The sequence below is a fragment of the Pseudokineococcus basanitobsidens genome (genome assembly GCF_037482545.1).
Lineage (GTDB): Bacteria > Actinomycetota > Actinomycetes > Actinomycetales > Quadrisphaeraceae > Pseudokineococcus > Pseudokineococcus basanitobsidens.
Map to the genome: position 1 here is coordinate 1 of NZ_JBBIAA010000016.1, position 20,307 is coordinate 20,307.

Annotated in this window: 14 protein-coding genes and 2 pseudogenes; 10 read left to right on the forward strand and 6 right to left on the reverse strand. The window is 77.0% G+C overall.

Annotated features, from left to right (window positions below; genetic code table 11):
- A partial coding sequence (xylA, locus tag WDZ17_RS12295) for a xylose isomerase (protein ID WP_339575454.1) occupies positions 1-1,252 on the reverse strand: 1,252 nt, incomplete at its 3' end.
- A gap of 132 nt (positions 1,253-1,384) precedes the next feature.
- Between xylA and WDZ17_RS12300 the strand changes: the two genes are divergently transcribed.
- The 3 genes from WDZ17_RS12300 (at position 1,385) to WDZ17_RS12310 (ending at position 4,761) form a co-directional block, all read left to right on the forward strand.
- The gene (locus tag WDZ17_RS12300; protein ID WP_339575455.1) at positions 1,385-2,617 is read left to right on the forward strand and encodes an ROK family protein; all 1,233 of its coding nucleotides are present in this window, start codon (positions 1,385-1,387) and stop codon (positions 2,615-2,617) included.
- Between the two features lie 118 nt (positions 2,618-2,735).
- On the forward strand, positions 2,736-4,106 hold the full coding sequence (locus WDZ17_RS12305; RefSeq protein WP_339575456.1) for a TrkH family potassium uptake protein: 1,371 nt from the start codon (positions 2,736-2,738) through the stop codon (positions 4,104-4,106).
- A complete protein-coding gene (locus WDZ17_RS12310; protein ID WP_339575457.1) occupies positions 4,099-4,761 on the forward strand; it encodes a potassium channel family protein in 663 nt (220 codons plus the stop codon). Before WDZ17_RS12305 ends, WDZ17_RS12310 begins: the two co-directional genes overlap by 8 nt.
- A 94-nt stretch (positions 4,762-4,855) precedes the next feature.
- Here WDZ17_RS12310 and WDZ17_RS12315 read toward each other — a convergent pair whose 3' ends face one another.
- From WDZ17_RS12315 to WDZ17_RS12330, 4 genes and pseudogenes are all read right to left on the reverse strand, one after another.
- Positions 4,856-7,237: a putative bifunctional diguanylate cyclase/phosphodiesterase gene (locus tag WDZ17_RS12315; RefSeq protein ID WP_339575458.1), complete on the reverse strand. Its 2,382-nt coding sequence runs from the start codon at positions 7,235-7,237 to the stop codon at positions 4,856-4,858.
- A 125-nt stretch (positions 7,238-7,362) separates the two neighbouring features.
- Positions 7,363-7,938, reverse strand: a complete 576-nt coding sequence (locus tag WDZ17_RS12320; RefSeq protein WP_339575459.1) for a flavodoxin family protein — start codon at positions 7,936-7,938, stop codon at positions 7,363-7,365.
- Positions 7,939-8,001: 63 nt separating this feature from the next.
- A complete protein-coding gene (locus tag WDZ17_RS12325) occupies positions 8,002-8,988 on the reverse strand; it encodes an EamA family transporter (RefSeq protein ID WP_339575460.1) in 987 nt (328 codons plus the stop codon).
- A gap of 298 nt (positions 8,989-9,286) precedes the next feature.
- Positions 9,287-10,186 (reverse strand): annotated as a pseudogene (locus WDZ17_RS12330) (PAC2 family protein); the annotation flags it as partial.
- Positions 10,187-10,288: 102 nt separating this feature from the next.
- On the opposite strand from WDZ17_RS12330, the gene WDZ17_RS12335 reads away from it, so the two are divergent.
- The 7 genes and pseudogenes from WDZ17_RS12335 to mnhG all read left to right on the forward strand — a co-directional run bounded on the left by WDZ17_RS12335 (position 10,289) and on the right by mnhG (position 18,679).
- Positions 10,289-11,293: an SMP-30/gluconolactonase/LRE family protein gene (locus WDZ17_RS12335; protein WP_339575462.1), complete on the forward strand. Its 1,005-nt coding sequence runs from the start codon at positions 10,289-10,291 to the stop codon at positions 11,291-11,293.
- A gap of 186 nt (positions 11,294-11,479) precedes the next feature.
- Positions 11,480-14,608 carry a Na+/H+ antiporter subunit A gene (locus WDZ17_RS12340; RefSeq protein ID WP_339575463.1) on the forward strand — a complete coding sequence of 1,043 codons (3,129 nt, stop codon included), beginning with the start codon at positions 11,480-11,482 and terminating at the stop codon, positions 14,606-14,608.
- Positions 14,605-15,204, forward strand: coding sequence for a Na(+)/H(+) antiporter subunit C (locus WDZ17_RS12345; protein WP_339575464.1), 600 nt, complete (start codon positions 14,605-14,607; stop codon positions 15,202-15,204). Before WDZ17_RS12340 ends, WDZ17_RS12345 begins: the two co-directional genes overlap by 4 nt.
- Before the next feature lie 95 nt (positions 15,205-15,299).
- A complete protein-coding gene (locus WDZ17_RS12350) occupies positions 15,300-17,081 on the forward strand; it encodes a Na+/H+ antiporter subunit D (RefSeq protein ID WP_422631980.1) in 1,782 nt (593 codons plus the stop codon).
- A pseudogene (locus tag WDZ17_RS17515) lies at positions 17,078-17,581 on the forward strand (Na+/H+ antiporter subunit E); the annotation flags it as partial. The gene WDZ17_RS12350 and the pseudogene WDZ17_RS17515, both read left to right, overlap by 4 nt.
- Before the next feature lie 382 nt (positions 17,582-17,963).
- Entirely contained in the window at positions 17,964-18,233 is a 270-nt protein-coding gene (locus WDZ17_RS12355; RefSeq protein ID WP_339575466.1) for a monovalent cation/H+ antiporter complex subunit F, read from the forward strand.
- Positions 18,230-18,679, forward strand: a complete 450-nt coding sequence (mnhG, locus tag WDZ17_RS12360; protein WP_339575467.1) for a monovalent cation/H(+) antiporter subunit G — start codon at positions 18,230-18,232, stop codon at positions 18,677-18,679. The genes WDZ17_RS12355 and mnhG overlap by 4 nt, the downstream gene beginning before the upstream one ends.
- 20 nt (positions 18,680-18,699) lie before the next feature.
- On the opposite strand, the gene WDZ17_RS12365 is transcribed toward mnhG, so the two are convergent.
- On the reverse strand, positions 18,700-20,280 hold the full coding sequence (locus WDZ17_RS12365; RefSeq protein ID WP_339575468.1) for a choice-of-anchor G family protein: 1,581 nt from the start codon (positions 20,278-20,280) through the stop codon (positions 18,700-18,702).
- Positions 20,281-20,307 lie beyond the last annotated feature (27 nt).

Consider the following 20,307-nt stretch of genomic DNA (forward strand, 5'->3'; position numbering starts at 1 on the left):
CTCGTCGTGCCGACCGACGTGGAGATCGTCGGCCAGGCCGGCTGACCCGTCCTCCCACGACCGCGGCACCCATGAGGTGCTCGACCGCCAGCTGGTCCAGGCGCACCTGGCCGCCGTGGCGGCGGCCCGACGCCTCGGCGTCGAAGTCCTCGAAGGCGCTCGTGTCGGCGACGAGGTCGGCGAGCGACTCGCCCTCGGCGAGCGTGGGCGTGGCGAGGTCGGTGACCTGGGCCTGCGCCAGCGCCTCCTGGACGCGCGGGTCGGCCCGGAAGGCGAGCGCCCGCTCCTTGAGCAGGAGGTAGGTGCTCATGTTCGCCTCGGCCGAGGTCCACACGCCGTCCTCGTTCTCGGTGCGCAGCGGCTTGTAGTCGAAATGCCGCGGGCCGTCGTAGGTGGGCCCGCCGCCGGGGAAGCCGTTCTCCAGCAGGTCGACCGTCGTGAAGGCGTTGATGAGGTCGCCGTGGCCGAAGATGAGGTCCTGGTCGAACTTGGGCCCGTGCTGGCCGTTGAGGTCGACGTGGAAGAGCTTGCCGGCCGACAGCGCCTGGGCGATGCCCTGCGTGAAGTTGAGGTTGGACATCTGCTCGTGGCCGACCTCGGGGTTCACCCCGACCAGGTGCGGGTGCTCGAGGGTGTGCGTGAAGGCGATGGCGTGCCCGACCGTCGGCAGCAGGATGTCGCCGCGGGGCTCGTTCGGCTTGGGCTCGATGGCGATCCGCACGTCCCAGCCCTGCTCGAGGATGTGCGTCGTCAGCAGGTCGACGGCCTCCTTGTAGCGGGACAGGGCGCCGTGGACGTCCTTGGCGACGTCCACCTCGCTGCCCTCGCGCCCGCCCCACATGACGAAGGTCCTGGCGCCCAGCTCGACGCCGAGCTCGATCTGGCGCAGCGCCTTGCGCAGCGCGAACCGCCGGACGCCGCGGTCGTTCGCGGTGAAGGCGCCCTCCTTGAACATCGGGTGGCTGAAGAGGTTGGTCGTCACCATCGGCACCTGCAGGCCGGTGTCGGACAGGGCCGTGCGCAGCCGGTCGAGGATCCGGGCCCGCTCGGCCTCGTCGCGGGTCGACTCGAAGGGGACGACGTCGTCGTCGTGGAACGTGATGCCGTAGGCGCCCATGTCGGACAGGCGGTGGACGGCGTCGACCGGGTCGAGCGGCGCGCGGGTCGGCGCGCCGAACGGGTCGTTCGCCGGCCAGCCGACGGTCCAGAGGCCGAAGGAGAACTTGTCGTCGCGGGTGGGCGTGGGGGCCATGGCGAGCTCCTCGTCGTCGAGCGCTGTCGGCCGGGCGGCGCGCCCGGCACTTCGTCCAGTCACTGAACATAATCGGCGGCGGCCGGTGCCGTCAACGGTCGTCGCCCCCTGGTGCTGTGGCACGGTGCGCGCGTGGACGTCACGCGCCAGGAGGACCTGCGGGCGCGCAACAGCGCCGCGCTCCTGGCGCGCGTGGCCGGGGCCGTCGACCCGCCCTCGCGGGCCGCGCTCGCCGTGGCCACGGGGCTGACGCGGACGACCGTGTCCGCGCTCGTGGACCAGATGGTCGCGGCCGGCCTGCTCGAGGAGGTCTCCCCGCCGGGGCCGACCCGCGGGCGGCCGGCGCAGCGGCTGCGGCTGTCGGGACGGCGCGTGGCCGGCCTGGGGGTCGAGGTCGGCGTCCGGCACCTCGCCGCGGGGGTCGCCGACCTGACCGGTGCGACCCGGGCGCTGCGGGTCGTCCCCGGCGACCAGCGGGGCCTGCCGCCCGACGTCGTCCTCGGCCGCGCCGCCGACCTCGCCGACGCGGTGGCGCGGGACGCGGCGGGGCAGGGGCTGGAGGTCGTCGGCGCGGCGTGGGGGCTGCCGGGGCTCGTGGACGCCGGTGCCGGCGTCGTCCGCCTCGCGCCGAACCTCGGCTGGCGCGACGTCCACGTCGCCGCCGACCTCGACCGCCGGGGCGGCCCCGCGTCCGCCGCGGGCCGACCCGTCCTGGAGAACGAGGCGGCGCTCGCCGCCGTGGCCGAGGCCTGGCGCCCCGGTCCGGCCGGGGCCGACGGCGCCGCGCCGCAGAGCTTCCTGCTCGTCTCCGGCGAGGTCGGCATCGGCGCCGGCGTGGTCGTCGGCGGGCGGCTGCTGCGGGGGGCGCACGGGTGGGGCGGTGAGCTCGGGCACGTCGGCGTCGACCCGTCCGGACCCGTGTGCGGGTGCGGCGCGACGGGCTGCCTCGAGGTCTACGCCGGGCAGGACGCCGTCCTGGCCGCGGCCGGGCTCGACCCGGACGTCAGCAGCGCCGCGGAGGGCGGGGGGGCGGGCGCCGCGCTCGCCGCGGCGGCCCGCTCCGGCGACGCCCGCGCGCTCGAGGCCCTCGCCGGCGCCGGGCGTGCGCTCGGCGTCGCCGCGTCCTCGGCCGTCAACGTCCTCGACGTCGACGCGGTCGTGCTCGGGGGCGTCTACGCGCCGCTGGTGCCGTGGCTCGGGCCGCCGCTCGCCGCCGGGCTCGTCCGGCGCGTGCTGCGCGCGCGCGTGCACCCCGTCGAGGTGCGCGCCGCCCGGCGCGGGACGGACGCCGTCGTCCTCGGCGGGGCGGCCCGGGTGCTGCAGGGGGCGCTCGAGCGTCCGGGCCACCTCCTCGCCGGTCCATGAGCGACCCGACCGGCGTCGGCGCGCCCGTCGGGGCCACCCCGTCCGCGGTGCCCGGGCCGGGGTGCCACCGTGTGCGCGTGCACGCCCCCGACCGGCCCCCCGCCACCAGCAGGTCCCGGTGAGCGGTCCCGCCGCGGCCCGCGCCCGGCGCCGCGCCGTGCGCCGGGGGACGGGCAACCCCGCGCTCGTCGTCGTCGCCGGCTTCACCGGGGCCGCCGCGGTCGGCACGGCGCTGCTCTCCCTGCCGGCGGCGACGGCCTCCGGGCAGCGCGCGCCGCTCGTCGACGCGCTGTTCACCGCCGTCTCGGCCGTGTGCGTCACGGGCCTCGTCACCGTGGACACCGGGACGTACTGGTCCGGCCCGGGGCAGGCCGTGATCCTGCTGCTCATCCAGGCGGGCGGCCTGGGGATCATGACGCTGGCCACGCTGCTCGCGCTCCTGCTGCGGCACCGGCTCGGGCTGCGGGCCCGCCTCGTCGCCCAGGCGGAGACCAAGACGCTGACCGGGGCGGACGTCCGCCGGGTCGTGCGCCGGGTCGTGCTCTTCAGCCTCGGCTGCGAGGCCGTCGTCGCGGTCGTCCTCACCGCCCGGTTCCTCACCACCTACGACGCCTCCCTCGGCGGCGGCCTGTACGAGGGCGTGTTCCACGCCGTCTCGGCGTTCAACAACGCCGGCTTCTCCACGCACGCCGACAGCCTCGTCGGCTACGCGGGCGACCCCGTCGTGCTGGGGACGCTCTGCGCCGCCGTCGTCGTCGGCGGGCTCGGCTTCCCGGTGGTCTTCGAGCTGGTGCGCTCCTGGCGCCGGCCGTCGACCTGGTCGGTGCTCACGCGCGTCACGGTGCTCGTGACGGCGGTCCTGCTCGTCGTCGGGACCGTCGGCGTCCTCGTCCCCGAGGCCGGGAACCCGGCGACCCTCGGCGGCCTCGACGTCGAGGACCGTCTCCTCGGCGCCGTCACCGCCTCCGTCATGGCGCGCACGGCGGGCTTCAACGCCGTCGACATCGGGGCCCTGCACCCCGAGACGCTCTTCCTGCACGACGTGCTGATGTTCATCGGCGGCGGCAGCGCCGGCACCGCCGGCGGCATCAAGGTGACGACCTTCGGCATCCTCGCCTTCGTCGTGTGGGCCGAGGTGCGGGGCGAGCCCGACGCCGTCGTCGGCCGTCGGCGGGTCCCCCGGGAGACGCAGCGGCAGGCGCTCACGGTGGCGCTGCTCGGGGTCGGGCTGTGCACGCTGGGCACGTCCCTGCTGCTCGACATGACGGCCGAGCCCCTGGACGCCGTCCTGTTCGAGGCGGTCTCCGCCTTTGGGACCGTGGGCCTGTCGACCGGCATCACCGCCGACCTGCCCACCGACGCCCGGCTCGTGCTCGTGGGCCTCATGCTCGCGGGCAGGGTGGGCCCCCTCACCGCCGCGACGGCGCTCGCCCTGCGCGAGCGCACCCGCCGCACCCAGCTCCCCGAGGAGAGGACCATCGTTGGCTGACCGCCTCCACCCCGTCGTCGTCATCGGCCTCGGCCGCTTCGGCACCGCCCTGGCGACGGGCCTGATCGAGCAGGGCGGCGAGGTCCTCGCCGTCGACTCCAGCCCCGCCGTCGTGCAGCGCCTGTCCGGCCAGCTCGGGCAGGTGGTCACCGCCGACGCCACCGACGTCGACGCCCTGCGCGAGCTCGGGGTGCAGGACTTCGACCGCGCCGTCGTCGCCATCGGGACGCACCAGCACGCGTCCATCCTCGTGACGTCGCTGCTCGACGAGCTCGGCGTCGAGAGCATCTGGGCCAAGGCGCTGGACCGCCAGCACGCCCGGATCCTGCGCCGCGTCGGCGCCCACCACGTCGTCCTGCCCGAGGAGGAGATGGGCTCGCGCGTCGCGCACCTCGTCTCCGGCGAGGTCAGCGACTACCTGCGCGTCAGCGACGACTGGGTCCTCGCGACCGCCCGCCCGCCGCAGGACCTCGTGGGCGTCCCGCTGGGCGAGTCCGGCCTGCGCCGCCGCCACCGCGTGACGGTCGTCTCCGTCAAGCCCGCGGGCTCGGCGGAGTTCACCTACACCGACGCGACGACGGTCCTCGGGTACGGCGACGAGATCCTGCTCGCCGGGCGCACCGCCGACGTCGACCGGTACGTGCGCTCGCTGTAGGCCGCGCGCCGGTCGACCCGTCGTCCTCCACGGGGACCCGGCCCGTGCCGCACCCGGCCCGTGCGGCGCCCCGTCCGACGCCGGCCGGGGCGGGTCAGCCGGCGTCCAGGGGGGACGGCAGCCGGCGGTCCGCCTGCACAGGGACGGGCGGCGCGTCGTGCCGACGGGGGGCGGGGCGGCTGCGGCCACGCGCGTCGAGCCAGGCCTCGAGCCGGTCGGCGGGCAGCGGGCGGCTGTGGTGGTAGCCCTGGGAGACGTCGCAGCCGTAGCCGCGCAGCAGGTCCAGGGTGGCGGCGTCCTCGACGCCCTCCGCGACCAGGCGGAGCCCGAGGCTGTGGGCGAGGTCGACGGTGGACCGGACGATCGCCGCGGACCGGGGGTCGGCGACGAGCCGGCCGACGAAGGCGCGGTCGAGCTTGAGCTCGTCGACGGGGAGGTCCTGCAGGTAGGACAACGAGGAGTACCCGGTGCCGTAGTCGTCGATCGACAGGCCCACGCCGAGGGAGCGCAGCGTGTCGACGACGGAGCCGGCGCGGCGGGAGTCGGCCATCAGGACGCTCTCGGTGATCTCCAGGACCAGCGCCGAGGGGGGCACGTCGTGGGCCTGCAGCAGCCGGGCGACGTCGTCGGGCAGGTCGGTGTCGAGCAGGTTCGTCACGGACAGGTTGACGGCCACCGACAGCGTCCTGCCCTGGTCGCGCCACGTCCGGAGCTGGCGCAGGCTCTGGTCGAGCACGGCGAGCGTGAGCGGACGCATCAGCCCGGTCTGCTCGGCGAGCGGGAGGAAGGTGTCCGGGGTGAGCAGGCCGCGATCGGGGTGCTGCCAGCGCACCAGCGCCTCGACGGAGCGGACCGCCCCGTCGGAGAGCGTGACCTTCGGCTGGTAGTGGCAGACGAGCTCGCCGCGGGTCAGCGCCGCGCGCAGCGCCTCGAGCGTCTGCAGCCGGTCGCGGCCGTGCGGGTCGTCCTCGACCCGGTAGCGGGCGACCCGGCCGCGGGTGCTCTTGGCGCGGTACATGGCGACGTCGGCCCGCTGCAGCAGCGCCCTCGGGTCCTGGCCGTGCTGCGGCCACAGGGCCACGCCGACGCTGGCCTCCACGTGCAGGGTGACGTCGTCGAGCGCGAAGGTCTCCGCCATGCCGCGGACCATGCCGGCGGCGACCTCGTCGGCACCCTCGGGCGTGGTCCCGGCGGCGAGCAGGACGGCGAACTCGTCACCCCCGAGGCGGGCGAGCAGGTCGCCCGGGCGGGTCCGTCCGGCCAGCCGGTCCGCGAGCTGACGGAGCAGCTCGTCGCCGACGTGGTGGCCGAGGGAGTCGTTGATCTCCTTGAAGCGGTCCAGGTCCAGCAGCAGCAGCCCGCCGGGAGCGGGTCCGGTGGTCTCCCGTGCCGCACGACGACCGGTCGCCGCCCCGTCGAGCGCCGCCAGCAGCGCGCGGCGGTTGGGCAGCCCGGTGAGGTCGTCGGTGAGCGCCTGCCGTCGGCTGTCCGCCAGCGCGGTGACCTCGCGGAAGGTCAGGGCGAGGCGGGCGGCGACGGCGGCCAGGGCCAGCGCGGCGAGGACCACCGCGGGCCGGGGCAGGGGCACGTCGTAGGCGGCGACCAGGACGCCGACCGCGGCGACCGTGCACACCAGGGGCGGGGCGAGGACGGCCCGGCTATCCGGTCGGCGGTCGCTGATCTGCCGGGTGGGCTGCCAGGCCGCCCGGGCGTAGAGGACCCCGGCGGCGATCCAGAGCGCGTCCAGGGGGGTGCCCTCGGCGTAGTTGCCCCGCGCCACCCGGACCAGGAGCAGGGTGTCGGCGACGGCGAACAGGGCGATGCCGCCGGCGAAGAGCAGCCACCGACGGTCGGCCCGCCGGCCCAGCACCACCACCGCCGCGGTGACCACCGCCAGCAGCAGCAGGTCCCCCAGGGGGTAGGCCAGGCCCACGGCGACGACCACGGCCGAGCCGCCCAGGGTCGTGCTGCTGAAGGTCTCGAAGGCCACGGCGCTGAAGAGGGCGGCCAGCGCGAGGCCTGCCGCGACGCCGTCCACCCACACCGCGGCGGGCAGCCCTCGCACCCGGGCCCTCAGCAGCAGGACCAGGGCGACGTACGCGCAGGGGAAGACCGCGAGGTACAGCGGGTCGGCGATGCTGGGGAAGGTCTCCGCCGGACCGGCGACGAGCGTGGAGTACACGACCTCGCCGGCGGCGTTGGCCCCGACCCCACCGGCCAGGGCCAGCCAGGCCCCGCGCTCGGCCCGTACCGCCCAGGCCCGGGCCACGACGAGGGCCGCGACCAGCAGCGCGCAGCCGCCGTAGAGCCACCCGTCGAAGAGCACCGACCACCCCGGCTCGGGGCGCAGCACGGTCGACGCGGTGAAGACCGCGAGGCCGACCAGCAGCACCCGCTGGGCCAGCACCACGGGCGCCGGGGTCCGCGCCGGCACCATCGCGTAGCGCCCACGACGGAGCGGGCCCGGGACCTCCACCCCGCCAGCATCGGCCGCGCCGGGGCACGTGCTGAGCGCTGTCACCCCCGCGCACGCCCCACCTCACGCCCGGGACGCCGACGGCCCCGCACCCTCGGGGGGTGCGGGGCCGTCGTGGCGCGGGCTCAGCCGGCCAGGCGGCGGCTGACCGTGATGGCGCGGGTGACCATGTGGTCGAGCGCGGTGGTGGTGACGTCCTCGACCGGGGCGTCGTTGTTCGCGCCCGTCACGTGGCCGACGCCGTAGGGGTTGCCGTCGACGAACTTGCTGCCGTCGGTGTAGCCGGGGCTCACGACGATGCCGCCGAAGTGGTGGATGGTCGTGTAGAGGCTGAGCAGCGTCGCCTCCTGGCCGCCGTGCAGGGTCTGCGAGGCGGTGAAGCCGGCGTAGACCTTGTCGGCCAGCAGCCCCTGGAACCACTGGGCGCCGAGGCTGTCGATGAAGACCTTGAGGCGGCCCGCGACGTTGCCGTAGCGGGTCGGGGTGCCGAACAGGACCACGTCGGCCCAGACGACGTCGTCCGCCGTGGGCTCCTGCGGCCGGTCGTCGGAGCCCGGCTGGCCCTCGGCGTCGCCGCGCCCGACGGCGCGCAGCCGCACCTCGGCGCCGGCGGCCTCGGCCGTCGCGGCGAGGCGGCGGGCCATCGTGTCGATGGTGCCGGTGACGGAGTAGTAGATGATCGCGACCTTGGTGTCGGCCATGGGTGCCTCCCGGTGCTGGTCGGCGCCGCGGGCGCCGAGATACGTGAACGCTGGACTACCTGGTCAGCGTAGACGAGCCCGTCGCCGCCCGCGCCGCCCCCGGGCCGTCGTCGCCGAGACGTCCTCCGGACGCGCGGCGGTCGGCTCCCCGCGGCGGCGGCTCAGGGCGACGCCGGCGCTGGCCGTGCTGACGAGCACGAGCGCCACGAGCTCCAGCGGCGAGAGCCCCTGGCCGAGCACGAGGAGCCCCGCCAGGGCCGCCGCGGCCGGCTGCAGGCTCATGAGGACGCCGAAGACGCGGGTGGGGAGCCGACGCAGGGCCGCCAGGTCGGCCCCGTAGGGCACGACCGAGGACAGCAGCGCGACGGCGAGCGCCGCGAGCAGCAGGCCCGGCCGGTCGAGGACGACGAGCGCCCCGCCGAGGCCGAGGGGTGCGACGAGGACGGCGCCGACGAGCAGGGACACGGCGAGCCCTCCCGTGCCGGGGACGAGCCGACCGACGCGGGCGCTGGCGAGGATGTAGCCGGCCCAGCACGCCCCGGCCGAGGCGGCGAGCACCAGCCCCAGCGGGTCGAGGCCGCCCTGCGCGCCGACGTCGGTCAGGGCCCGGGTGCCCAGCAGCACGACGCCGCCGAGCGCGAGCGCGGACCAGAGCAGGTCCTGCACCCGCCGCGCCTGGACGACCGAGAGCACGAGGGGGCCCAGCAGCTCCACCGAGACGGCCACGCCGAGGGGCAGGCGCTCGATGGAGAGGTAGAAGAGCCCGTTCATCCCCGCCATCGCGAGGCCGAGCAGCGCGCAGCCGCCGAGCGCCCCCCAGGACCAGCGGTGCACCCGCGGACGCAGGAGGGCGGCGAGGAGGGCGCCCGCCAGCAGCAGGCGCAGCAGCACGGTGCCCGGCGCGCCGAGCGCGGGGAACAGCGTGCTCGCGATCGCGCTGCCGAACTGGACGCTGCCGATGGAGACGGCCATGAGCAGCGGGGCCGGCACGCGGTCCACGGGGCCGAGGGACGTCGCGGAGGACGGCGTCGCGGCGGGGGATCGGCTCACGCGGGCTTCCTACCCCGCCGCGCCGTCGGCCGCGGCCGACGCCACATCGCGGTCAGCCGCGACCGCGCCGTCGACCGCCCGTGGTGCGGCCGACGCCCTCCGGTCAGCGGGTGGTACCCCCCGGACCGTCGCCGCCGTCGCCGCCGTCGTCGTCGCCCGGGGCCTCGCCGCCGGACGTGCCGTCCGCGCCGTCGGCGGGCGCCGCGGGGGAGCCGTCCTGCGTCCCGGCCGCGGTGCCGTCGACGACCTCGCCCGGCCACGGCCGGTCTCGCTCGTCGCCGGAGGCGTCGAGACCGCGCAGGTAGTTCTCGAGGTCGGCGGCGAGCTCCTCGCCGTCGGGCATCTCGTCGTCCGGCAGCGAGGGCGTGGAGAGGCCGGGACCCTCGAGGGCACGGCCGGCGAGGGCCGCGTCGTAGGCACGCTCCATCGCGGACACGGCCGTGCGCGTGTCCTCGTCGCCCGCGACCTGGCGGTCCACCTCGACGAGGACGGCGCTGCCGGCCTCGGCGAGGCGACCGCTGGGCAGGTCGAGCTCGGCCGTCTCCGCCAGCGCCTCGAGCAGGGCCGTGGCGGCCGGGGGGAAGTCGGCCTGGGAGAGGTAGTGCGGCACGTGCGCGGTGAACCCGACGGCCGGCACCCCCGCCTGGCCCAGGCGCTGCTCCAGCAGGGCGCCCACGTGGCCCGGGACCTCCACCTCGCCGATCCAGCGCGGGCGGCCCGCGATGAGGGACCGGTCGCTCGCGTGCGGCGTCAGCCCGACCGGACGCGTGTGCGGCGCGGCCCACGGCACGCCGTGCAGCCCGACGGCCATGCGGACGTCGAAGCGCTCGGCGAGCAGCCGGACGGCGGCGGCGAACCGCTCCCACTGCAGGTCGGGCTCGGGGCCCGACAGCACGAGGAAGGCGCGGCCGGCCTGGTCGCGGACCGCGTGCACGAGGATCTCCGGCATCGCGACGGCGTCGAAGCGGTCGGTGCGGAACGTCATCCTCGGGCGGCGGTCCCGGTAGTCGACGAGCTGGTCGGCGTCGAAGCGCGCGACGGGCTCGGACTCGAGCTCGGCGAGCAGGGTGCTGACGGCGAGGGAGCCGGCGGACCCGGCGTCGACGAAGCCCCGCAGCGCGTGCACGAGCACGGGCCGCTCGCCGGGGGTGAGGTCGGAGGTCTCGTAGACCTCCACGAGGTCCTGGGGATCGAGCATGTCCGGTGCAACGCCCCGCCCGCCCCCCTGCATCCCCGGTCGTCGCGGCCCGGGCCGCGCGGCTGCTGCTCCCGGGGCCCGCGGCGGAGCACACTGCGGCGCATGGGCACGAGCCGACGTCCCGACCCGCCGGGGGGCCCTCGTCCGGGGCCGCGGCCCGACGCCGTGGAGGCCGGCTCGCCGGACGCGGCGCAGCCCGCGGTCGGGCTGCGGCTCGAGGCCCGGCAGATCAGCCCGCCGCTGGCCCACCACGGCGAGGGGCCGGTGTGGGACACGGCCGCCGCGACGCTGCGCTGGGTCGACATGCTCCGCGGCGACCTCCTGTCCTGGGCGCCGCCGGACGGGTGGGACGGCGAGCCGGCCGACCCCGACGCCGTCCGTCGCGACCACCTCGGCGAGGTCCTCGCCGTCGTGCGCCCGCGCGCCGCCGGCGGCTACGTCATGGCGCTCGAGCGCTGCTTCGCCCTCCTGGAGGACGGGGAGCTGGGCGCCGCGCCCCCGCGCCGGCTGCCCGAGGTCTGGGACGACCCGGGGGTGCGCTTCAACGAGGGCGCCTGCGACCCGCGCGGCCGCTTCTACGCGGGCTCCATGGCCTACGACCAGCGCGAGGGGGCCGCCTCGCTGTACCGGCTCGACGAGGACCTCTCGGTGCACGTCGTCCTGCGCGGGCTCACCATCTCGAACGGGCTCGGGTGGGCGCCGGACGGCTCCTTCGCCTACCACCACGACACGCCCACGCAGGCCCTGTGGCGCCTCGTCGTCGACGACGACGGCGAGGTGACCGGCCGCGAGGAGGTGCGCAGGACGCCGGAGGACCGCGGGGGCCCGGACGGGCTGGCCGTGGACGAGGAGGGGTGCGTGTGGACCGCGCTCTTCGGCGGCTCCGCCGTGCAGCGCGTCTCGCCCGGGGGGGAGCTGCTCGCCGTCGTCGACGTCGGCGCGACGCAGGTGACGGCGTGCGCCTTCGGGGGCCCGGACCTCGCGGACCTGTTCATCACGACGTCGGCGGACGGCCTGGAGGACGTCGACGACGACCCGCTCGCCGGGGCCCTGTTCCACGTGCGCCCGGGGGTCCGCGGGCTCCCGGTGCCGCCGTTCGCGGGCTGACGGGCCGGCCGGCCCCCTGCGTAGACTGGGCGGCGTCGGCCGACGGGTCGGGGAGGTGCCCGGGCGGCGCCGCGAGCCCCGAGGTCCCGGCCGGCGGGCGGCACCGCCGCCCGCAGCACCGCACGGTCGGCGCGGGTCCGCGAGGGCCCGCCGCCGGCCACCGACCCCGAGAGGCCGGGTGCCCGCATGACCGCCCTGATCGGCGCCCACGCCCTCGCGGCCCTGCTCGCCCCCACGCTCGTCCGGCTGCTCGGTCGCCGGGCGTTCGCCGTCCTGGCCCTCGTGCCCGCGGCCTCGCTGGTCTGGCTCGCCCTGCAGGTGGGTGCGGTCACCGCCGGCGCAGGCGCCGAGAGGCTCGAGGTCGTCCCCTGGGTCCCCGTGCTCGACCTCGAGCTCGCGTTCCGCCTCGACGCCCTCGCGCTGGTGCTGGGGCTGCTCGTGACGGGGGTGGGTGCGCTCGTCCTCCTCTACTGCACCTCCTACTTCGACGACGACGAGGAGGGCCTCGGGCGCTTCGCCGGCGTGCTCGTCGCCTTCGCCGGCGCCATGCTCGGCCTCGTCCTGGCCGACGACGTGCTCGTGCTCTACGTGCTGTGGGAGCTGACGACCGTCTTCTCCTACCTGCTCATCGGCCACCTCGTGGAGCAGCGCAGCAGCCGGCTCGCGGCCATGCGGGCGCTCGTCGTGACGACCTTCGGCGGCCTCGCCATGCTCGTGGGGCTCGTGGTGCTGGCCGAGGGCGCCGGCACCTACCGCCTCTCCGCGCTCGTCGCCGCGCCACCGGCGCCGGGGGCCGCCACGACCACCGGCCTCGTCCTCGTCCTCGTCGGGGCGCTGTCGAAGTCGGCGATCTGGCCGTTCTCGCTGTGGCTGCCGAGCGCCATGGCCGCGCCGACGCCCGTCAGCGCCTACCTGCACGCCGCGGCGATGGTGAAGGCCGGCGTCTACCTGCTGGCACGCCTGGCCCCCGGCTACGCGGACGTACCGGTCTGGGCTCCGCTCGTCCTCGGCCTCGGGGGCGTGACGATGCTCGTCGGCGGCTGGCGGGCGCTGCGCCAGCACGACCTCAAGCTGCTGCTCGCGCACGGCACCGTCAGCCAGCTCGGGTTCATGACGGTGGTCGTCGGCCTCGGCGGGCCGGACGGTGCGCTCGCGGGCCTCGCCCTCGTCTGCGCGCACGGCCTGTTCAAGTCGACGCTCTTCCTGTCGGTCGGAGCGATCGACCACGCCACGGGGACGCGGGACCTGCGCCAGCTCTCCGGCGTCCCCCGCTCGATGCCGGTCGTCACCGCCGCGGCCCTGCTCGCCGCGCTGTCGATGGCGGGCGTGACGCCGCTGGCGGGCTTCGCCGCCAAGGAGTCGGCCTTCGACGCGATGCTCGAGGGCGGCGACGTGCTCCCCCTCGTCGCGGTCGTCCTCGGCTCGTGCCTCACGGCGGCGTACACGATCCGCTTCTGCTGGGGGGCCTTCGCCGCCAAGGGGCGCCCGGCGACCGAGGTCCATGCGCCCGGTGCGCTGCTCGTGGCCGTCCCCGCGGTGCTCGGGGCCGCCGGCCTCGTGCTCGGGCTCGCGCTCACCGGGCCGTGGGAGGCGCTGCTCACCCCCTACGCCGAGTCGCTCGGCGGGGAGCCCGAGGTGCACCTCGAGCCCTGGTACGGGCTCTCGCCCGCCTTCGGGCTCAGCCTGCTCACCCTCGTCGTCGGCGCGGTCCTGTTCGCCGGGCGCCGCGCCGTCGTGCGCCTGCAGGCGGCGGCGCCGGTGCTCGTCAGCACCGAGCGCGGCTACGGCCGGGTCGTGCGCGGCGTCGAGCGGCTCGCGGTCGAGACCACCGGTGCGACGCAGCGCGGCTCGCTGCCGGCCTACCTCGCCACGATCTTCGCCGTCGTCGTCCTCGGGCCCGGCGTGGTCTCCGCCGTGGCGGGGCCGTGGGACGTCGACGTCCGGTGGTGGGACACCCCCGCCCAGGCCGCGGTGGGCGTCGTCATCGCCGCCGCCGCGGTCGCGACCGCGCGCAGCCGTCGGCGGCTCAAGGCCGCCGTCCTCCTCGGCGTCACCGGCTACGGGGTGGCGCTGCTGTTCGCCCTGCACGGCGCCCCCGACCTCGCCCTCACGCAGGTGCTCGTGGAGACCGTGAGCCTCGTGGTCTTCGTGCTGGTGCTGCGGCGGCTGCCCCCGTACTTCTCCGACCGCCCGCTGCGGCGCAGCCGCTTCCTGCGCGCCGGGCTCGGGGTGCTCGTGGGCGGGACGCTCAGCGCCGCGGCGCTCGTGGCGGCGGCGTCCCGCACGGCGACGCCGGTCTCCGAGCCCTTCCCGCGGCAGGCCGACGAGTTCGGCGGCGGCGCGAACGTCGTCAACGTCATCCTCGTCGACATCCGCGCGTGGGACACGGTCGGCGAGCTCTCCGTCCTGCTGGTGGCGGCCACCGGCGTCGCGAGCCTGGTCTTCCTGGGCCGGCGCTTCGGGCACGTCGACCAGCACGAGCACGTCGACCAGCACGAGCACGTCGACCAGCACCAGCACGTCGACCAGCACGGCGACGAGGACGGGTGGGGGGAGCCGGCGCGCCCCGGGCCCGTGCCGGACGACGGCAGGACGCCCCACGCGGTCGGGGCGCCCCAGGAGGTCCTGTCCGCGGCCCTGGCGGACGCGCGGGCGGAGCGGCGTGACGTCGGGTCGACGACGGAGCACGCCGGGGCGGCGCACGCCGACCTCCCGGCGGAGCGCCGCTCGGTGATCTTCGAGACGGTGACGCGGCTGACGTTCCACACCGTCGTGCTGTTCTCCCTGTACCTCGTCTTCGCCGGGCACAACCAGCCGGGCGGCGGCTTCGCCGGCGGGCTGGTGGCCGGCCTGGCGCTCATGGTCCGGTACCTGTCCGGGGGCCGGCGCGAGCTCGACCGGGCCGCGCCCGTCCCGGCGGGCCTGCTGCTCGGCTCGGGGCTCTTCCTGTCGGCCGGCGTCGGCCTCGCGGCGGCGCTGCTCGGCTACACGCCCCTGCAGAGCGCGGTGCTCGACGTCCCCGTCCCCGTGCTCGGGACGGTGCACCTCGTGACCGCCCTGTTCTTCGACGTCGGCGTGTACCTGCTCGTCATCGGCCTGGTGCTCGACGTGCTGCGCAGCCTCGGCGGCGGGGTCGACGCGCAGATCGAGCGCGAGGCCGCGGCGGACGGCTCCACCGGCGCCGCGCTGTCGCTGTCGGGGGGGATCGGCGACGTGCGGCCGCCGCCGGACGGCACCGACGGCCCCGACGGCCCCGACGGCCGGGGACGGGCCCTCCACGGCGACCGCGCCACGAGCGGCGGAGGTGCCCGGTGAGCCCCGCGCTGGTCCTCGTCGCCGTCGTCTTCGTGCTCGTCGCGACGGGCGTGTACCTCCTGCTCGAGCGCAGCCTCACGCGCGTGCTCGTCGGCGTGGTGCTCGTCGGCAACGGCATCAACGTGCTGTTCCTCGTGGCCAGCGGCCGCGCCGGCGGCCCCGCGCTCGTCGGCGTCACGCCCGAGGACGAGATGAGCGACCCGCTGCCGCAGGCGTTCGTGCTGACGGCCGTCGTCATCACGCTCGGCCTCACCGCGTTCCTGCTGGCCATGGCCTACCGCAGCTGGCAGCTGCACGGCCACGACGAGGTCCAGGACGACGTCGAGGACCGCCTCATCGTGGCCCGCGCCGTCCGCGACGAGATGTCCGGCAGCTACGACCCCGAGGACGACGACGGCGACCCGGAGAACCCCGTGGAGGAGCGCTCGGAGGACGACCGCCGGGCCCACGCGAGCCCGGCGCCGAGCGACGACGGGCGCGACGCCCGGCCGCGGCGGGCACCGCGCGGGACGAGCAGCCGCCACGACCGGGACGACCACCGGGACGACCACCGGGACCACCACCGGGACCCCCACCACCGAGGAGGCCGGCCGTGAGCGCCGTGACGGCGGCAGCGACGTCCCTGGCGGCCACGCTGCCGGCTCTCGGCGGCGACGGCGGCCCCGGGCTGCGCGCCACGCAGGGGACCGTCCTGGAGTGGCCCACGCTCGTGCCGCTGCCCGTGCTCGTGCCGCTCGTGGCCGCGGGCCTCGCGCTCGCCCTGGCGCGGCACCGCCGGGCCCAGGCGCTCACGAGCCTGGTGGCGCTCACGGTCGTCCTCGTGACGTCGGTCGCGATGCTCGTCGCCGTCCAGGACGTCGGCACCCTCGTCGTCACCGTCGGGGGCTGGCCGTCCGACGTCGGCATCTCCCTCGTCGCGGACCAGCTCTCCACGCTCATGCTGAGCATCTCCAGCGCGGTGACGCTGGCCGTCCTCGGCTACTCGGTCGCCCAGGGCGCGGCGGACGGCGACGACGGCGCCCCGGTCGCGATCTTCCACCCCACCTACCTCGTGCTGGCCGCCGGCGTCTCCAACGCCTTCCTGTCCGGCGACCTGTTCAACCTCTACGTCGGCTTCGAGATGCTGCTCGCGGCGAGCTTCGTGCTCATCACCCTCGGCGGCACGAGCGCGCGCATCCGCGCCGGCTCGACCTACGTCGTCGTGAGCATCGCCAGCTCGCTCGTGTTCCTGGCGGCCATCGCGCTCGTCTACGCGGCGACGGGGACGTCCAACCTCGCGCAGCTGCCGGAGCGTCTCGACGCGCTGCCCGACGGGGTGCGCCTGGCCCTGCAGCTGGCGCTGCTCGTGGCGTTCGGCATCAAGGCCGCCGTCTTCCCGCTGTCCGCGTGGCTGCCGGACTCCTACCCGACGGCTCCCGCCCCGGTCACGGCCGTCTTCGCCGGCCTGCTGACGAAGGTGGGCGTCTACGCGATCATCCGGACCCAGACGCTGCTCTTCCCCGGCGGGCGCCTCGACGACGTCCTGCTCGTCGTGGCGCTCGCCACCATGCTCGTGGGGATCCTCGGCGCCGTCGCGCAGAGCGACCTCAAGCGGCTCCTGTCCTTCACGCTGGTCAGCCACATCGGCTACATGCTGCTCGGCATCGCGCTGTCGTCCCGGCTCGGGCTGGCGGCCGCGATCTTCTACGTCATCCACCACATCACCGTGCAGACGACGCTCTTCCTCGTCACCGGGCTCGTGGAGCGGCGCGGGGGGACCACGTCGATGGACCGGCTCGGCGGCGTGGCGAAGCTCTCGCCGCTGCTGGGGGTCCTGTTCTTCGTGCCCGCGATGAACCTCGCCGGCATCCCGCCGCTCTCGGGGTTCCTCGGCAAGGTCGGGCTCCTCCAGGCCGGGGTGCAGGACGGCGGCGTCCTGCCGCTCGTCCTCGTGGGCGCGAGCGTCGTCACGAGCCTGCTGACGCTCTACGCGGTCGCGAAGGCCTGGAACCGCTCCTTCTGGAGCCGGCCCGCGACGGTCGGCCGGGACCACGAGACGGAGGCGCACGAGGACGAGGTCCCCGGCGCCGGCACGGTCCTGTCCGCCGTCGGGGCCGTCGGGGTGCGGTCCGGGGCCGCCGAGCGCGCCCGCGGGGCGGGCGCCGGGGCGGAGCAGCACGGCGCGCGGGAGCAGGCCGAGCCCGAGGGCGTGGTCGCGGGGGCCCTCACCGGTGAGCCGGTCGACCCCGACGGGGTCCACGTCGACGTCCGGCGCCTGCCCGCCGGGATGGTCGTCCCCACCGCGGGCCTCGTCGTCCTCGGGCTGGCGCTGACCTTCCTCGCCGGTCCGCTGCTGGCCGTCGCGGACGAGGCGGCCGCCGAGCTCCTCGACCGGCGGCCCTACGTGGTCAGCGTCCTCGGGGGTGCGGCGGGCGAGCGCGTCAGCCCCGGCCCCGTCGGCCCCGGCCCCGACGGCGCCGGGGGGCAGCCGTGACGCGCGCGCGCCGGGCGGTCGTCCAGTGGCCCGTCCTCGTCTGGACGGCGCTGGTCTGGGTCCTGCTCTGGGGGGACCTGTCGGTCGCGAACGTGCTGGCCGGGGCCGTGCTCGGGCTGCTGGTCGTCCTCGTGTTCCCGCAGCCCCCGCTGCGCTTCCCGGGAGCGGCGCGGCCGGGCGCGACCCTCCGGCTGGTCGGGGCCTTCCTCGTCGACCTCGTCCGCGCGTCGGTCCAGGTGGCGGCGCTCGTCCTCTCCCGCCGCACCCCGGTCAGCTCGGTCCTGGAGGTGCACCTGCGCACGGCCAGCCTGGCGCACCTGACGGCGACGGCCGAGCTCGTCTCCCTCGTCCCCGGCAGCGTCGTCATCGAGGTCCGTCCCGGCGCCCACAGCCTCTTCCTCCACGTCATCGACACGCCCGACCTCGCCGCGGTCGAGCGCGAGCGCCGGCACGTGCTCGGGGTGGAGGAGCGCATCGTCCGCGCCTTCGGGACGGCCGAGGAGGTCGCGGACCTCGAGGCCGGCGACCCGACCGGCCACGGGCGCCACCCGCGGCCACCGGTGCGGCGGCGGGTCGTGGCCGGGGGCCCCCGGGCCGGCCGGACCGCCCGCCCGGGCGAGCCCCAGCACGCCGTCGGCCGGCGGCCCCGCGAGGACGAGGGCCCCGCGGACCGCGACGACCGCTCCGACCCGCCCGCCACCCCACCGCCCGCCACCCAACCGCCCGCCGACCCCCCGCCCGCCGACCCCCCGCCCGCCGGCCCCCCGCCCGCCGACCCCCCGCCCGCTGACCCCCCGCCCGCCGACCCCCGCCCGCCGACCCCCCGCCCGCTGACCCCCCGCCCGCCGACCCCCCGCCCGCCGACCCGCAGGAGGCCCGCCCGTGACCGTCGGAGGAGTCGCCGTCCTCGTGGCGGGCGCCGCCCTGCTCGTGGCCGCGCTGTGCGTGCTCGTGCGCGCCGTCGTCGGTCCCACGGTGCTGGACCGCGTGGTCGCGCTCGACGCGCTCGTCGTCGTGCTCGTCGCCGCCTTCGGCCTGGAGGCCGTGGCCCGCCGCGACGCGACGCTGCTGCCGATCCTCGTCGTCCTCGCCCTCGTGGGGTTCGTCGGCTCGGTGTCGGTCGCCCGGTTCGCGGCGAAGGACAGCCGGTGAGTGTCGGGGAGGTGGCGGGGGTGGTCGCGGACGTCCTCGCCGCCGTCTGCGTCGGGCTCGGCATCCTGCTCGCGCTGGTCGCCGCCCTCGGCGTGCTGCGGCTGCCCGACGTGCTCACCCGCCTGCACGCGGCCGCGAAGCCGCAGGCGCTGGGCATCGTGCTCGTGGCGGTCGGCGTCGGCCTCGCCCTGCGCACGCCCGTCGTGCTCGGCGTCGTCGTCCTCGTGGTCGTGCTGCAGCTCGTCACGGCCCCCGTCGCCGCCCACATGGTCGGCCGCGCCGCCTACCGCACCGGGAAGGTGGACCGCGACCTGCTGCTCGTCGACGAGCTGAGCCGTCTCCGGGGCCCCGAGGAGCCCGAGGGCGGGCTGCCGGACGGGTGCGTGGTCGTGGACGAGCCGGACGGGGACGCCGGCCGGCCGGGGCGCGGGGCCGACCGCGGCTGACCCGGTGCGCGGGCGGCCCGTCAGGGCCGCTCGAGGACGGGGCCCACCGACGACGTCGACAGCCGGAGCTCCGTCGCCCCCGCGGTGCCCGTCGTCGCCGGCCCGGCGAGCACCCGCACGCGCAGCGCCGCGACGTCGGCGGTGGCGGTCCGGCCCGTCGGCCCGACGGTCTGCCGCTGGTCGTTGACGACGAGGGAGACGGCCTGGCGCAGCCCACCCGTCGCCGTGGACGTCGCGGCGACGACGGGGGGGACGAGGGCGCGGACGGCCGTGCCCGTCGACGGCCCGACGCCCCCGGGGCCGAGCAGGCCCGCCCGCAGCCCGTCCGTCAGGACGGCCAGCACCGTCCCGGCGTCGACGCCGACGCCGAGGAGCCCGATCCGGGTACGACCCTCCAGCAGCTCGCTCACGGTGGTGTCCACCTGCAGCAGCGTGACGAGGCCCAGCGAGGTCGCGGTGACCGTGACCCGCGCCGCGCGCAGCGCCGCCTCCAGCGTCGTCTGGACGTCGGTGGCCCAGGCCTGCAGCAGCGCGTCGACCCTGGCCGCGACGTGGGCGGTCAGCGCGGCGTCCAGGACGAGCTCGGTGCCCGGCGCCCTGCCGTCCAGCCCCCCGCTCCCGGCGAGCAGCCGCGCGAGGTCCACCCGGACGGTCCCGCGGGCGAGGTCGACCTCGACCTCCGTCCCGGTGCCGAGGCGCGTCCCGAGCAGCGGTCGGACGGCCGCGGCGGCGTCCACGGCGACGGACACGCGGACGGTGGAGCCGGCGAGACCGCCGACGCCCTTCAGCGACTGCTCCAGCTGCCGCTCGAGGGCGGTCACCCGCGCCTGCGCGGCGGCCGCGGCGGAGGCCGTGCCGGAGGTGAGGGCGCCGACGGACGGTGACGCCAGGAGCAGGTCGAGGTCGCCCACGTGGTAGGCCCGCACCGGGCCCGCGCCGTGCTCGTCGCGCTCGCAGCCGTCGAGGGCGGCGGTCGAGGCCAGCGCACCCACCTCGAGCCGCAGCCCGGCCAGCGTGGCCGCCCCGGGGGCCAGGGCGGCGAGGTCGAGGACCGCGCTGCGCGGCGGCTCCGTGCCGTCGGTGGGCACGGGGGTCGTGCGGATGCCGCCGTCGTCGGCGACGGCCCCCGTCGCCGACGAGGCCTCGCCGTCGCTCGTGGCGCGGCTGCGCTGCTGCAGCAGCGCCACCTGCTGCGACGCCGAGGGCAGGACGACGACGGCCGGCGCCGCGATACCGACCCCGGCGACCCCGCTGAGGGCGGTCACGTCGAGCGGCGCGGCGTAGGTGTCCGCGCCGGCGGACGGCGCGGTCGCCGGCCGGGCGGTGGACGTGGTGCCGGGAGCGCCGGTGTGCGTCGCCGTCACCCCGGAGAGCTGCACGACCGGGTCGAGGGAGGTGCCGAGCAGGGTGCCCGAGAGCACACGGGACGACGCGGTCGACGCGTACCGGAAGGGCCGTGCGCAGTCGCGGGCCAGCCCGACGAAGGGGGCCCGCACGTGCTCGGTGTCGACCCAGGAGGCGTCCGTGCGCCCGACGAGCGGCACCGGGAGGTCGGCCGCCGAGGGGACGACGGCGACGGCGGTCAGGAGCGCGCCGGCCACGACCGCCACCACCGCGGCGGGACGACG

Bases quoted from the DNA above. Each gene is read 5' to 3' on its own strand.
- WDZ17_RS12320 (WP_339575459.1), bottom strand. From the start codon at position 7,938: ATGGCCGACACCAAGGTCGCGATCATCTACTACTCCGTCACCGGCACC.
- WDZ17_RS12335 (WP_339575462.1), top strand. From the start codon at position 10,289: ATGGGCACGAGCCGACGTCCCGACCCGCCGGGGGGCCCTCGTCCGGGG.
- WDZ17_RS12340 (WP_339575463.1), top strand. From the start codon at position 11,480: ATGACCGCCCTGATCGGCGCCCACGCCCTCGCGGCCCTGCTCGCCCCC.